Source organism: Pseudomonas sp. TE3910 (genome assembly GCF_056279025.1).
The window spans coordinates 1,322,191-1,336,461 of the sequence record NZ_JBWBQN010000001.1 but is presented as its reverse complement, the minus strand read 5'-3'; the positions used below and the strand labels follow the sequence as shown (position 1 = coordinate 1,336,461).

General features: G+C 60.6%; 10 protein-coding genes. 3 read left to right on the top strand and 7 right to left on the bottom strand.

Going from position 1 to position 14,271, the window contains the following annotated elements; all coding sequences use genetic code 11:
• Nucleotides 1–61 precede the first annotated feature (61 nt).
• The 3 genes from ACZ9H3_RS05865 to ACZ9H3_RS05855 all read left to right on the top strand — a co-directional run bounded on the left by ACZ9H3_RS05865 (nt 62) and on the right by ACZ9H3_RS05855 (nt 4,041).
• On the top strand, nt 62–1,270 hold the full coding sequence (locus ACZ9H3_RS05865; protein ID WP_102051478.1) for a LuxR C-terminal-related transcriptional regulator: 1,209 nt from the start codon (nt 62–64) through the stop codon (nt 1,268–1,270).
• A gap of 101 nt (nt 1,271–1,371) precedes the next feature.
• Nucleotides 1,372–2,784 (top strand): DUF1329 domain-containing protein, encoded by a 1,413-nt coding sequence (locus tag ACZ9H3_RS05860; protein WP_256587492.1) that lies wholly within the window; start codon nt 1,372–1,374, stop codon nt 2,782–2,784.
• Between the two features lie 216 nt (nt 2,785–3,000).
• Entirely contained in the window at nt 3,001–4,041 is a 1,041-nt protein-coding gene (locus tag ACZ9H3_RS05855; RefSeq protein ID WP_099775128.1) for a 3-ketosteroid-9-alpha-monooxygenase, oxygenase component, read from the top strand.
• A 433-nt stretch (nt 4,042–4,474) separates the two neighbouring features.
• Here ACZ9H3_RS05855 and ACZ9H3_RS05850 read toward each other — a convergent pair whose 3' ends face one another.
• The 7 genes from ACZ9H3_RS05850 to ACZ9H3_RS05820 all read right to left on the bottom strand — a co-directional run bounded on the left by ACZ9H3_RS05850 (nt 4,475) and on the right by ACZ9H3_RS05820 (nt 14,175).
• A complete protein-coding gene (locus ACZ9H3_RS05850) occupies nt 4,475–5,404 on the bottom strand; it encodes an electron transfer flavoprotein subunit alpha/FixB family protein (protein WP_476220092.1) in 930 nt (309 codons plus the stop codon).
• The gene (locus ACZ9H3_RS05845) at nt 5,404–6,153 is read right to left on the bottom strand and encodes an electron transfer flavoprotein subunit beta/FixA family protein (RefSeq protein WP_476220091.1); all 750 of its coding nucleotides are present in this window, start codon (nt 6,151–6,153) and stop codon (nt 5,404–5,406) included. Before ACZ9H3_RS05845 ends, ACZ9H3_RS05850 begins: the two co-directional genes overlap by 1 nt.
• Nucleotides 6,154–6,434: 281 nt before the next feature.
• Complete coding sequence (locus ACZ9H3_RS05840; RefSeq protein ID WP_476220090.1) at nt 6,435–7,400, bottom strand: AraC-like ligand-binding domain-containing protein; 966 nt, start codon at nt 7,398–7,400, stop codon at nt 6,435–6,437.
• Nucleotides 7,401–7,495: 95 nt separating this feature from the next.
• Nucleotides 7,496–9,586, bottom strand: coding sequence for a caprolactamase subunit alpha (gene capA, locus ACZ9H3_RS05835; protein ID WP_409279356.1), 2,091 nt, complete (start codon nt 9,584–9,586; stop codon nt 7,496–7,498).
• Between the two features lie 34 nt (nt 9,587–9,620).
• Nucleotides 9,621–11,366 (bottom strand): caprolactamase subunit beta, encoded by a 1,746-nt coding sequence (gene capB / locus ACZ9H3_RS05830; RefSeq protein WP_409279355.1) that lies wholly within the window; start codon nt 11,364–11,366, stop codon nt 9,621–9,623.
• A gap of 146 nt (nt 11,367–11,512) precedes the next feature.
• Nucleotides 11,513–12,691, bottom strand: coding sequence for a hypothetical protein (locus ACZ9H3_RS05825; protein WP_102051484.1), 1,179 nt, complete (start codon nt 12,689–12,691; stop codon nt 11,513–11,515).
• A gap of 122 nt (nt 12,692–12,813) precedes the next feature.
• Nucleotides 12,814–14,175 (bottom strand): purine-cytosine permease family protein, encoded by a 1,362-nt coding sequence (locus ACZ9H3_RS05820; RefSeq protein WP_476220089.1) that lies wholly within the window; start codon nt 14,173–14,175, stop codon nt 12,814–12,816.
• Nucleotides 14,176–14,271 lie beyond the last annotated feature (96 nt).

The following is a 14,271-nucleotide window of genomic DNA, read 5'->3' as shown; positions in this document are numbered from 1 at the left end:
TAAAAATCATGCAGGCCCTGGTGATTCAGACCACCACAGGGCCTGCGCTTGGGGAGTGTCTATGCAAACTAGCGTGCCCAATACTCAGGTCCTGGCGGAAATGGGGCTTGAGTTGGCCGAATACGAACAGATCATCGGCAATATGTACGATTCGGCTCTGGATACCCGCCACATGACCGAATCGCTGCAGCAGATCCGGACATTGTTCCAGGCCAATTTCGTCACGCTGATCCTGCGGGTGATGGATGAGCCGTTCCTGTCGCCGATGATGGTCGCCGGCGATATCGAACTGGGGGAGGGTGGGATCAACCATTACGCGTACTACGCCAAGTCCACGTTGTTCAACAATCTGCCCACGGATCAGGTGTTCACCATTGATGACCTGATGAGCGATGCCGAGTGGGTCAGTTCATCGTTCTACCTGCTGTTTTGCGAGCCCTATGACTGCTACCAGATGCTAGGCGCCGACATCGGCATGCCCGATGGCGGCACCTTGCGTTTCCGCATCAACCGGCCCAAGGACCACCCGCGTTTTTCGGCCGCCGAACGGGCCATGTGCGCGATGTTGCTGCCGCATTTGCGTCGCGCCTTGCACATGCACTCATTGCTGGACCGCAGCGAGTCGCTGGGTAGCCTGTACTCGCAGACCATCAGCCGCTTGTCGGTGGCGACGATTGTGCTCGACGAGGGCGGCAACGTACTGCAACTGAACCCGGTGGCGCGGGAGATCCTCGACAGTAATGACGGCCTCAAAGTGGTCGGTGGCCGGCTGGAGGCCACCTACCCGAGCGATAACCGAGAGCTGCTGCGGCTGGTGCGCAATGCGTTCCTGCGGGCCAGGCAAGGCGGCGATGTGTTGCAAGGGGCCGAGGCGATGTCGATCTCCCGGCCATCCGGGCAGGTCAGCCTGGGGGTCGTGGTGGAACTGATCCCGTCACAGGAACTGGTCGAGGGCAAGGGCAAGCCCACCGTGATGGTGTATGTGCGTGATGCCGTGAGCAAATCGCTGGTCAGTAATGCAGTGACCTCGCAGCTCTACAACCTCACGCCGGCAGAGACGGCGCTGGCGCTGGAGCTGGCCAACGGCCTGTCGTTGGAGGAAGCCTCCGAGACCTTGAACATCCGCCGCAATACGGCACGGGCGCACCTGCGCTCGATTTTCTCCAAGACCGGTGTGCGGCGCCAGACCGAACTGGTGCGGATCATGCTCAACAGCGTTGTTGCACTGGGTAAGCCGGGTGCGTTACCGGTGGCGGTAAGCGTTGGCTAGCGTGTCGCTGTAAAAATGCGTTAGTCCGTGCGGACGATGCTCCCGGCTCCATTGGCTGCTGATACTGAGGGACCGCTATCGGTAACCAAGGAGAATAAGAAATGACCGGCAGTAATCTGGCCTCTCGTTGTTCTGTTTCGCGGACTGCCAATGTCACGCATAGGTGGACGTTAGCGCTGTTGCTGGGGTGCAGTGTGATTGGCACGGCCAGTGCGGCGCCGGAGGATCTGGCACGCCTGGGCAAGGATCTGACCTGTTTGGGGGCTGACAAGAGCGGTAACGCCGACGGCAGCATCCCGCCGTACAGTGGCAAGTGGCTGGGGGTTCCGCCGCATGTCGACTTCAAGGGCACTGGCAACCACCCGGTTGACCCTTACCCGGACGAAAAACCGCTGTTCGTGATCACCGCAGCCAACCTGGCGCAATACAGTGACTACTTGTCCGACGGGCAGAAAGCCTTGTTCAAGCTTTACCCTGCAACCTTCAACATGCCGGTCTATCCGTCGCACCGGGACTTCCGCGGCCCCGACTCGGTGTGCCAGGCGACCCGCGAGAACGCCAGCGTTGCCCGCCTGGTCGATGACGGAGAGGGTGTGGTCGGCAAAACCGGCGGTACCCCGTTCCCGGTACCCCGCAGTGGCCTGGAACTGCTTAAGAACGCCTCGACCTTCACCCTGCGTGCCTGGACCGAGGAATACACCTCCGACAACGCCTACGTGCTCAAGGACGGCAACATCAACTGGGGTCGCGTGCATTCACGCAACCTGGCGCCGGCACTGGAGCCGGGCAAGATCGGTGACACCGTTGGCAACTCCTCGTTCTACTTGAACGAAACCTTGCTGCCGCAGCGTGACAAGGGCGAGATCAACACGGGTACCGAATTCTGGAACGACAAGACCGAACCCCGCCAGAGCTGGCGCTACGACCCGGGCACCCGCCGCGTGCGGCAGTCGCCGGGGTATGGCTTCGACATGTCGTTCCCGGGCAGTGGTGGTTCGATCACCGTCGACGAGGTACGCCTGTTCAACGGTTCGGGGCAACGCTATGACTGGAAGATCGTCGGCAAGCGCGAGATGTACATCCCTTACAACGCCTACCGGCTGCACGCCGCCAACCTGAAGTACGCCGACCTGCTCACCCCAGGCCACATCAACCCGCAGGCCATGCGCTACGAGCGCCACCGCGTATGGGAGCTGGAAGGCACCCTCAAGCCGGGTTACCGCCATCTGTATGGCAAGCGCAAGTTGTACATCGATGAAGACACCTGGTTCCCGATGCTTGCGGACAACTACGACAACCGTGGCGAGCTGTGGCGTACCTCGATGGTCAACTACTTCTATGCCTACGAAAGCCAGGCACAGCAAGCGGGTGTGGGGCTTTACCACGACCTCAACGCGGGCAGCTACCTGGCCTTCAACCTGATCAACGAGCAGCGCAACGGCTATCAACTGAACAAGCCAGGCTTCAGCCCGCGCGACTTTGGCCCGGAGGCCGCGCGTCGCTTCGGTCAGTAGTGCTTGAGTGGGGCGCCGTTCAGGCGCTTCGCCTGCAGTGTGGTGACAGGGGCGAATCCATCATGGGGTGGCGCGTTGAGAGTCGATCTCGCTTGATCTAGTCCAATTGGAGGATGAGCACCTTGCTCAGGCTGCTCAATGATGTCTGCCATGGATTCACCCTGTTTTTTCAGGGGGTATTGCTCCCCCAGAGTTTCCAACAGAGGAACAACAACAATGACGAAACTCGCTGAACTCTCGATCGAGAACGCCCAGCGTACTCACCGTTATGCCCGTGGCTGGCACTGCCTGGGCGTGGCCGACGATTACCGCGATGGCAAGCTGCACACCCTGAATATCTTTGGCACCCGTCTGGTGGCGTTTGCCAACAGCGAGGGCGCGATCAGCATTCTTGACGCCCATTGCCCGCACATGGGCGCCGACCTGTCCCAGGGCACCATCGAGAACGATACCGTGGTGTGCCCCTTCCACCATTGGAAGTACGACACCACCGGCAAGTGCGTCGAAATCCCTTACTGCAAGCGTATTCCGCCCAAGGCCAAGACCCGCAGTTGGCTGACCTGCGAGGAGAACAACCTGCTGTTCGTCTGGAACAACCCTGAGGGGCGTCCGCCGAAAGACGGCGTGATCATCCCGCACCTGGCCGAGATGGACGATCCCGAGTGGATTCACGACTGGAACATCGACACCATGCTGATCGAAACCAACCCGCGCGAGTTGGTCGACAACCTGGTGGATGCCCAGCACTTCGGGCCTGTGCATGGCACCCCGACCAAGTATTTCGCCAACGTTTTTGAAGGGCATATCGGCCGACAGATCTTCCATGGCGATTCCGAGCGCCTGGGCGGTGACTTGATCGCGCCGTCGGCCTACTACGGTCCTGCCACCCACTTCACCCACCTGAGCTCGATGTTCGGTGACGTTCGTGTGCATGCCATTTTGCTCAACAGCCACGTGCCCGTTACCCCGGACAGCTTTGAGCTGCGCTTTGGGTGCATGGTCAAGCGGATACCGGGCTGGAGCGAGGAGCAGAACCTCGAAGTGGCCAAGGCCTATGTCATGGGTAACCGCGCCTCGTTCTACCAGGACGTGGACATCTGGAAGCACAAGATCCGTATCGACAAGCCGGTACTGGCGGAAAACGACGGCCCGGTGTACCAGCTGCGCGAGTGGTACCAGCAGTTCTTCACCGATGAAGACCTGGTGCCCGCGAGCATGGCCGAGCGTCGCGAGATCGTCACTGTCGACGAGCGCTGAGTTGTAACGGGGCCGTGAACGGCGAGCCGGCACTCTGCGTGCTTGCCGTTTGACGGGCTCCGGCCAGGGAGGGTGAACCTGTACTTCGTCACGTTGTAACGACGTAGGTCCGAATCAAAGGTCACGAGAAAGCCGACAATGAAAATAAAAAGCCTTCTAGCCTATTCCGTTCCTCTGTTGATCCTGCTTTTCCTGGTGTTCACCGTTCTTGTCTCGGTGCCACCGGAAGCGCACAGTCCCTGGGCCTGCAAGACGTCCCCGGCCTGCGTTGGGGTGACGCCAAGCTTCCAGGGCTGGCCGAACGTGCGCTAACGCCAACGTTCGCACGGCATCTGGCTGATGCAAACAGCACGGGCAGGGCCCGGCGCTGTTCGGCTCGGAGTCAAGGTTCTCCGAGCCTTTTTTCGTCTGTAAACAGCGTTTGTGCGTGAACCTACAGCAGGTTTTCCAGTTCCGGGACGGCCTCGAACAAATCCGCCACCAGGCCATAGTCGGCCACCTGGAAGATCGGCGCTTCCTCATCCTTGTTGATTGCAACGATCACCTTGGAATCTTTCATACCCGCCAGGTGCTGGATGGCACCGGAGATACCGACAGCGATGTACAGCTGCGGCGCAACGATCTTGCCGGTCTGGCCGACTTGCATGTCGTTGGGTACGAAACCGGCGTCGACGGCAGCACGGGAAGCACCGACCCCAGCGCCCAGCTTGTCGGCCAGCGCATACAGGTGCTTGAAGTTGTCGCCGTTCTGCATGCCGCGGCCGCCGGAAACGACGATCTTGGCAGCGGTCAGCTCAGGACGATCGGACTTGGCCAGCTCTTCACCGACAAACGCCGACTTGCCCGCGTCGTGGGCAGCGGCAACCGCTTCCACAGCCGCCGAACCGCCTTCTGCAGCAACGGCGTCAAAGCCGGTAGCACGCACAGTGATGACCTTGACCGCAGCGCTCGACTGCACGGTGGCAATGGCGTTGCCCGCGTAGATCGGACGCTTGAAGGTGTCGGCCGACTCAACCGAGATGATCTCGGAGATCTGGTCAACATCCAGCAGTGCGGCAACCCGCGGCAGGATGTTCTTGCCGTTGGAGGTCGCAGGTGCCAGCACGTGGCTGTAGGCCTTGCCGATCTCGGTAACCAGCGGCGCAACGTTCTCTGGCAACTGGTGCGCGTAGGCAGCGTTGTCGGCAACCAGCACCTTGCTGACGCCAGCGATGTTTGCAGCGGCCTGCGCTACGGCGCCAACGCCCTGGCCAGCAACCAGTACGTGAATATCACCACCGATTTTCGCAGCAGCGGCAACAGTGTTCAGGGTAGCCGGGGCAACGGCACCGTTTTCGTGTTCAGCGATAACCAGGATAGCCATCAGATCACCTTCGCTTCAGTTTTCAGTTTCTCGACCAGTTCAGCCACCGATTTGACCTTGATGCCGGCGCTTCGGTTAGCTGGAGCGTCGACGCGCAGGATCTGTTGGGTAGAGACAGTGGATACGCCCAGGGCGCTCGGGGTGACGGTTTCCAGCGGCTTCTTCTTGGCCTTCATGATGTTTGGCAAGGACGCGTAGCGCGGCTCGTTCAGACGCAGGTCGGTGGTAACGATGGCTGGCAGGTTCAGCGCAACGGTCTGCAGGCCGCCGTCGATTTCACGGGTGACGTTGACCTTGTCACCGGCGACTTCAACCTTGGAAGCGAAGGTACCCTGAGCGAAACCGCTCAGCGCTGCCAGCATCTGGCCGGTCTGGTTGTTGTCGCTGTCGATGGCTTGTTTGCCAAGGATCACCAGCTGTGGCTGCTCCTTGTCGACAACCGCCTTGAGCAGTTTGGCCACGGCCAGGGAATTGAGCGCTTCATCGGCTTCGACCAGGATCGCACGGTCGGCGCCCAGCGCCAGCGCGGTGCGCAGTTGCTCCTGAGCCGTGCTCGGGCCGATGGTAACGACGACGATCTCGGTCGCCACGCCTTTTTCCTTCAGGCGTACGGCCTCTTCCACAGCGATCTCGCAGAAGGGGTTCAGGGCCATTTTCACGTTAGTCAGGTCGACGCCGGAGTTGTCCGCCTTGACGCGAACCTTGACGTTGTAATCGACCACTCGTTTGACGCTTACCAGCACTTTCATAGCGCTCTCCAAAGGTGGTGCATCGTGATAGCGGGCAGTGACGGCAGCAGTGGGCCGCCCCGCGTGGATCGCGAATCAGATCGCGGTGGGTGGTGCCGACAGAGTGCGTCGGGCAGGCGTTCGTTAGTGTGTTTCAGGGCCGCAGCAGTACTGCCGTGGCGCCGTTTACGATACCGACGCCCCTGCGGTGTCCGAATCGTCCGTTCGGATCAGGTCAGGCCTTGTTTTGTGGCGCAATGCCGCCGCCAGCAGGCGGCGGCGTGGCCTTTTTCAGTGCCTTTTCAGTGAGGGTGCCCGCTGGCGGTGGCGCGTACTTCCTTGGCGGTGCAACCGAAGCGTTGGCGGAAGCTGCGGGCAAATTGAGCCTGATCACTGAAGCCCCAACGCATTGCCAGTTCGCCGATGGACAGGTGGCAATAAGGGTCATGCAGCTCTCTGTGCACCGCTTCAAGACGCCGTAGGCGGATCCACTCGCTGAGGCTGTAGGGGGTGGCCGTGAACAGTTTGTGCAGATAACGCACCGACAGCTTGCAGGCGTCAGCGATCATTTGCGGGTCGAGATCCGGGTTGCCCAACTGTTGCTCGACGTAGTGTTCAATACGCTGCAAATGCAGGGCAGCCAGGCTTGAACTTTCGCTGTTGAGTACCCGCTGGTCATCGCGTAGCGCCATCAGCAAGGTTGAGAGCGCTTGCTCCAGCAGCATATGGCGGGCGGTATCGTCGCATTCATCGAAGCGTGCCGCGCACATTGCCAGTTGGTCGACGAAGATTCTCCCCAGCCCGCGCTTGGCATCGAAGCACAGGCGGGTATAGCGCTCGGCGCCGCGCAGTTGGCCATGCAGGGCGCGTTCGGGAAGCTTGAACACCCACAGGTCGTTGTCGCTGGCGTAGTGAAAGCGGTAGGGCGCATCACCGCGCTCAAAGATAAACCCGCCAGGCTGGCAGTGCAGTACGCGGCCATCCTGCTCGAAGTGCACCTCGCTGCGGCGCGGTACCGTGACCAGGTAGCACGCCTCGCGGTCCTCACTGACCTGGGCCTTGCTGCGCGAGTAGCCCATTTGGGTGGAGCGCAGCCGTGACAGGGTCAACGCGGTGCTTTGGGTTTCCCACACTTGCAGGTTGCCACTGAAACGTGCGCCGGGATCGAAATTCAGTGACAGCGGGAAATAGGTACTGCCGATCGCCGCGGCCCAACGTGCCTGGCGTTCGTTGTCGGGCCAATAGCGGCTGCTGAGTGTGATTGCCATGGCCGATCCTCGTGTCTTTTTTATTGTGAGGACGGTGCCGGGGGTAAGCCCCCGGCACCGTTGCTTTGCCATAATTTGCCAATGCTTAGCTAAGGTCAATCACTGGGCGTCAGCCGGTAGGTAGCCGAAGGCGCCAGTGTGGCTTGCCAGCCCGGTGGCACGACGATGTTGGTCGTCGCTTCCTCGATCACGCAGGGGCCTTGAACCGTGTGCCCGGCCTGCAGTCGATCACCGTTGTACACGGGGGTTTCCTGCCAGGCGTCTTGCGCGTCGAAGAGCATGGCCCGGTGAGCGATCGGGCTGGCCGGATCGAGGTTGGCCTGCACGGGCAATTCCGGCATGGGTGGGCGCTGCAGGCGGGCGATCACCGAGCACTCCAGGTTGACCAGCTCTGCCGGGCTGTCCGGCTCGCTGTAGGAAAAGAGTGCCTTGTGTCGCTCATGGAACGCCGTGCGCAAGGCTTGAAGGCGCTCATGATCCAGCTGATCGCAGTCCAGTTCGACACTGCATTCGTGGACCTGGCCCAGGTAGCGGATTTCCAGGTTGTACAGGCATTCGACCGCATTGCCCGCACTGAAACCGTCATCGCGCAGGTTGTTCAGGCCGCGCTCGCGCAGGGTGCGCAGGGTTTGATTGAGCAATGGTAGGTCGACCAGGTCGTCGTCCAGGCGCATGGGCAGGGTGCTCAACTGATCGTAACGGATGTCCGAGAGGATCTGCCCGAACGCGCACAGGCCGGAGGCGACTTTAGGGATCAGTACCACCTTGCTGCCGATTTCCTCGGCCAGGCGCATGACGTGCATGCCCGCTGCGCCACCAGCGCCGATCAAGGCAAAGTCACGGGGGTCGTAGCCGCGTTCGACCGATACCCGGCGGATGCCGCTGACCATGTTCAGGTTGACCAGGGTAATGATACCGATGGCCGCACGCTCGACGCTGATGCCCAGCGGTTCAGCGATCTTGTGGCGAATGGCATCAATCGCCGCTTGCCGGTTCAGGCGAATGCTGCCGCCCAGCAGCGCACCATCGGCCAGGTAGCCGAGTGCCAGGTTGGCGTCGGTGACGGTGGGTTCGACGCCACCTTTGCCGTAACAGACCGGGCCAGGGTTGGCGCCGGCACTGCGCGGGCCAACCTGCAACATGCCAAAGTCGTCCAGGTAGGCAATCGAGCCGCCGCCAGCGCCCAGCGTTTCGACCTGGATCATCGGTACGCCAATACGGTAACGCAGGAAGTCGGTGTCTTTGCTGAAGTTGGTTCGCCCGGACTTGCTCAGCGTGATATCGAACGAGGTGCCGCCCATGTCCACGGTGATCACGTTGTCGATGCCGAACGGCGCCGCCACGCACAGCCCGGCTTGTGGGGCGGACGCCGGGCCTGAGTTGATCGCATTGACCGCGCGCTCGCGCATCACGACACCCGGCGCCAGGCCGCCATTGGACTGGAAGTAGCGGGTGGGTTGTTGCGCACCGAGCTCTTCGAACAGCGCATCGATCCGTTCGATGTAACGGCCCATGACCGGGCTCAGGTAAGCGTTGACCACGGTGGTCGAGGTACGGGTGTACTCGCGAATCTGAGGGAACACCTCGTTGCCGGTGCACACGAACACGCCGGGCAGGGCGTCACGGACCATGGCTGCAGCGCGTTGCTCATGGCTGGGGTTGCGCACCGACCAGACGAACGAGATAGCCACGGCCTTGACGTCCTGCTCGCGGAAGTAGTCGATGGCTTCCCGGATGGCGTCTTCGTCAAGCGGGCTGTACTCGCTGCCGTCGCTGAGGATGCGGCCACCGACAGGGCGGCGCAGATGACGCGGTACCAGCATGTGCGCCGGCGGGTAGCTGGCATCGTAGCGGTGGCCATCCTCCTTGTGGCCCAGGCGGATTTCCAGGCTGTCTTCATGGCCCTCGGTGCACAGCAGGCCGACCTTGACGCCGGTTTTCTCGATCAGGGCATTGAGGGCCACTGTGGTGCCGTTGATGCACAGGTCGCAGTCGGCAATGATCTGCGCCGGTGTGCGGCCGATGGCGTCAGCGATTTGCGCCAGGCCATTGCGGATGGCGAGGGTGCCGTCCTGTGGCGTCGAAGGCGCTTTGAACAACTGAACGTTGCCACTGCGGTCAGCGAGGATGAAGTCGGTGAAGGTGCCGCCGGCGTCGATGCCCAGGCGATATTGCTGCTTAGTCATGGTAAAAGTCTCTGCATTGCTCAAGGGGCATCAATCAGTGTGCGGCGCGGATGGCGTGTGTCGCGGCTTCGTCGAGGTTGCCGTTGCTGTCGAGCACCACCCCGTATTCCAGTCGGGCGCCTTCAGGCGACACCAGGCCGTTCAGCACGTCGTTCAATACCGTGGCGACAGGCCGGCGCATCGGGTTGCCGTAGCCACCACCCCCAGGATTGACGTTGATGACCCGCTCGCCCGGTTGGGCAGTCAGCAGTGCGTTGTAGGTAAAGTGGGCTTCCTCACCGTCGACCTTGCGGTGGATCAGGCGGCCAAGCTTGGGTTCGAGCAGGACGTTGGTCGCACCCGCAGCGCCCGCCGTTGGCAGTTGCCGACCTTCACCAAACCCCACCACGGTCATGGCATGGTTCAGTGGCTCGATCTCGATGCGTGTGCCCGAGCCGCCTCTGAATTCCCCGGCGCCACCGCTGTCGGTCATCAGGCTGTAGCGGTGGATCAACACCGGGTAGGAGTACTCCAGCAGCTCGATATCACCGGACATCAGTGCACCGAAGCAGCACAGCGGACCACAGGCCGGCCAGCCATCCATTTCCTTGTTCGCACCCGCGCCGGAAATGATCGAGGCCAGCACCATGGTCACGTATTCATCGTTGCCGTTACGCGGATCGTGACCGGCAATGTTGATGCCGCTGGCGTGGCCCCAGGAGGCGGTGACCCGCTCCGGTGCGGCTTGCTCGAGCGCCTGGCGCACGGCGTCGGCGAGGGTTTCCATGGGCGTGGTGGTGCTGTTGACGTGCGGTGCGGGTTCCTGCGCGTTGCACAGGGTGCCTGGTGGCCCGAGGTCGACGCTGACGCAGCGGTAGAGCCCTTCGTTGTAAGGCGGTGGCACCTGGGCAAACATCATCAGCCCCAGGTACACCCCGGAGACCGAGTTGCCGGCATAGGAGTTGATGAAGTAGGGCACCTGTGGCGGGCTTTCGATCAATACGTGGGCTTCGTCACCGCGAATCTCCACCTGGGCGGTGATCGACAGTTGGCCCAGGCCATGGCCTGAGTCTTCAAGCACCGCCGTACCGCTGTAGATACCGTCAGGAACGTCACGCAGCAAGGCACGCATATGGCGGTCAGCCATGTCTTTCAACTCGGCGATGCAGGCGCGAACCTGTTCCACGCCATAGCGGTCAAGCAGCTCGATCAAGTGCCGCTCGCCAACGCTGCAAGCACCGTATTGAGCATTCAGATCACCTTCCTGGTAAGCCCGGGCGCGCATGTTGGTCAGCAACAGGTTGATGACGTCTTCGCGGCGCTGGCCTCTGGACCACAGCTTCACTGGCGGAATACGCAGGCCTTCGGCGTAGATTTCCTTGGCATCCGGGTTGTAACCGGCCGGTACCGGGCCACCGATGTCGGTCAGGTGGCCTTTGCAGACCGTCCAGAACACCAGTTCCCCTTTGTAAAAGACCGGCTTGTACATGCAGCAGTCGAGAATATGACTGCCGTTGTAGGCAGGGTCGTTGTGATAGATCACGTCGCCTTCAAGGATGTCATCGCCAAAGAAGCCGGCAACGCACTTCATCGCGGGGATCAGCGACCCCAGGTGTATGGGGATGTCCTGGCCTTGCAGGATCATTTCCGGCAGGTGGTCGAAGAGGGCGTTGGAATAGTCGTGTGCCAGGTTGAAAACACTCGAACGGCCGGTTTTTTCCAGCGTCAGGGTCATTTCCCGCTGCGCGGTTTCGAGTGCGCCTCGCACGACGGCCAGGGTGATCGGATCTACTGTACTCATGGGTCACCAAGAATCTTGTTGTTATCTGGGTGGGGCAGGACGGATGCCTGACCCACGACACAAAGCTACGCGTACCTCGAGGCGGCAGGCTTGTCGCCGCGTGCACTGTTTTTTGATACTGAGGGCACTGGTACTGTCGCGCGGGGTTAGAAGTAGTACCCGATGTTGGTGTAAAGCTGGTTCTCCCATTGATTGCTGCCACCCGCGCCCAGGCTCTGGGTGAAGCTGCTGCCACCGATGTACGGGTCGTTCTTGCCGTGCAGCCACTCCACGGCTATCCAGAGGTCCTTGAGTGAGAACGACGTGCCGAGAATGAAACGCTGGGAGTCATGGAATGCACTGTCGCGCTTGTCGAAGAGGCTGTAGTTGCCGTACAGCTTGATGCCTGACAACCAACCGTATTTCCCGGCGATGTCATAGCTGAGGTCGGTCACATACAGGTCGCCCTTGGCCGCAACGTTGAACGTCGCGTCATAGCTGCCGAACGTGACGTACTTGTCGTTACCGGGATTTCTCGGCGTCATGTCCTGGCGTGTGGCCTGCAGTTGAACGCCCCAAGGGCCGTTCTTGCCCATGTAATGCACGGCCACGGCGTTACGTCGACCGCTGTCATGGGTGTCGCGGTTCTCCAGTTCCGAAGTAAGCGCCGATGCGCCGACCTCCGACTGCCAGTTGCCGAGCTTCAGGTTACGGGCCAGGCGTCCGACGACAATATTGCGCTCCTGGTTGCTGCTGCCGTCTGCCACATAGGTGTCGGCCTTGGCGACGCTGGTCGAATAGGTACGTCCACCGCGGCTGGTGCCCTGGCCCTGATCAATCGGGCGCAAGTAATAACCGGCCTGCAGGTTCCAGTCCGGGGTGTTCTGGATGTACTTGATGCCCAGGTCCTGAATGTCCTCCAACCCGATCACATTGCCCAGCGATTCAAAGAAGGGGCTGCCGAAGTAGGGCTGCAAGCCAAACGGAATGTGGTTCAGGCCGACCTGTACCTGTTGCGAATCGTTGAATTTGTAGCCTAGCCAGGCGTACTCGGGAAAAGAGATGTCGCCGATGCTGTCTGTGTAGGAAAAGGGGTAGGCATCTCCGTAGAAGCGGTATTTCGCGGCGCCTATCCAACTGCTGGAGGTGTAGGTGGCGGTCAGGAAAAACGTATCGAAGCTGATTTTTTCCAGGTCTTGATCCGGGTCGTAGTCAACACGCGCACGGATGGCGCCGCCAATATCCAGGTTTTCGTTGATGGCCACGGCAAACGCGGGAGCGCCGTACAGGGTCAGCAGTTGTGCAAAAACTGCAGCCGTCACCGTGCGATAGTTCACTGAACGCATGTGTATGTCCTTGGGTCTTATTGTTGTTTTAGGTGCGTAAAAAAGCCGAACCGCAGTCATCCCGCGGCTCGGGGAGGTAAAGCGCTTTCAGGTGCTGAAAAGGGGGAGGCGTGAAGTGGTTGTCAGGAACAGTGCGGTCGCACGAACCAGCTGCGTTTGGCACTGTTGAGCAACAGCCAATAGGCAGCAAAGGCACTGATGAACGTCACCGGGGCAGAAAAAGTGGCGAGCGTGGCGCTGCCCGAGTTGAGCAGGAGAATCCCCAGCCCGGCGGCGAAGAACCAGGCGCCAAGACCGCAAGGGTTTATCGCGCTGACACGTTCCAGTTCATACTCGATCTTGCCGTCGAACAGTTGGTGGTACTTGGGCGAGAAAATATGCGCCAGTGCAATCGCCACCCAGGCCACGACAAAGATGCTCTGGTAAGCCAACGCCTGCAGGATGTAGTCGAACACGTTCAAGCGCATCAGTGCGTAGACCAATGCCCCGACTGCGACTGCCCACGCGATGTAAGGCACCCTGGCCAAGCCCAGGCGGCCAAAGAAGGCTTGCATGTTGGTCGCTGCCAGGAAGAAGTTTGCCGAGTTGATGCGTGTTTGGCTTACCCAGACGAAAATCAGGCCCCACACACCCATCAGCTCGACGATCGCCTTCACGACCGAAACTTCTGTCAGCCCTCCTGGCGTGGGAATCGTCCCGGCAATGAAAATTCCCACCAGGCCGTTGATGAGAAAGGTAAAGGTGTAGAACGGCAGGCCGAAGTTGAATCGGCTGTGGAAGGATACGTCCTCTTTACGGCCGAACCTGGCATAGTCCCAGGTGTACATCATCAGGATCCATACGCCCATGAAGTAGCTGAAACAGTGCCACCAGCCGTTTTCCACCGGGCCGCTTGCCGGCCCCATGTGCAACCACGCCGAGCTGTAGCCGTATTCGGCGATGGTCATGATCACCAACGCAACCAGGCCCACCAGGTAAAACGGCAGCAGCACCCCGTTGAGCTTGTCCATCCAGTTTTGCACGCTGCCGAAGATCAACGGCACGCTGTACAGCACAACCAACAGGTAGGCCTGATTCAACGACATTGACGACACGTAGTCATGAATGGCGATGGCAATGACCGAACCTTCAAAGACGCTGTAGTAGGTGGCCGTGGCGAAGAAGATCAGTGTGGCAAGGGTTGCACCGGTTCGCCCGAACAACACCCGGGAGAAAAGCGCTACCGAAAGCCCGGTTTTCATTGCATAGCGGGAGATGACGGTGTTGATAGCGGCATAGGCGATGACCGACAGCACCAGGCCGATAATGGCCTGCTCAGTGCCGAAGGTCATGGCCAGCGTGGCCGAGACCACTAGCCAGAACATTGCGCTGCAGATGCCCCACCAGGCCATCGTTAGCGATAGTTTACTGAGGCGGTGCGTGTCTGGAACGGCAAAGGCGGTGCAGTCGGTACTGTCGACCTGTTTGGGGATGGGTGTGGCCATGGCTCTTCTCTTTATTGTTGTATGAAGAGTCGCGATTATAAAAAGGCTCATCCGCTCAATAATTGTGCTTGGCTGCACTGTCTTTTGCAGGTCAGC

Coding starts and splice junctions, on each gene's coding strand:
- ACZ9H3_RS05840 (WP_476220090.1), bottom strand. CDS start 7,400: ATGGCAATCACACTCAGCAGCCGCTATTGGCCCGACAACGAACGCCAG.
- ACZ9H3_RS05860 (WP_256587492.1), top strand. CDS start 1,372: ATGACCGGCAGTAATCTGGCCTCTCGTTGTTCTGTTTCGCGGACTGCC.
- capB (WP_409279355.1), bottom strand. CDS start 11,366: ATGAGTACAGTAGATCCGATCACCCTGGCCGTCGTGCGAGGCGCACTC.
- ACZ9H3_RS05850 (WP_476220092.1), bottom strand. CDS start 5,404: ATGGCTATCCTGGTTATCGCTGAACACGAAAACGGTGCCGTTGCCCCG.
- ACZ9H3_RS05845 (WP_476220091.1), bottom strand. CDS start 6,153: ATGAAAGTGCTGGTAAGCGTCAAACGAGTGGTCGATTACAACGTCAAG.
- ACZ9H3_RS05825 (WP_102051484.1), bottom strand. CDS start 12,691: ATGCGTTCAGTGAACTATCGCACGGTGACGGCTGCAGTTTTTGCACAA.
- ACZ9H3_RS05865 (WP_102051478.1), top strand. CDS start 62: ATGCAAACTAGCGTGCCCAATACTCAGGTCCTGGCGGAAATGGGGCTT.
- capA (WP_409279356.1), bottom strand. CDS start 9,586: ATGACTAAGCAGCAATATCGCCTGGGCATCGACGCCGGCGGCACCTTC.
- ACZ9H3_RS05820 (WP_476220089.1), bottom strand. CDS start 14,175: ATGGCCACACCCATCCCCAAACAGGTCGACAGTACCGACTGCACCGCC.
- ACZ9H3_RS05855 (WP_099775128.1), top strand. CDS start 3,001: ATGACGAAACTCGCTGAACTCTCGATCGAGAACGCCCAGCGTACTCAC.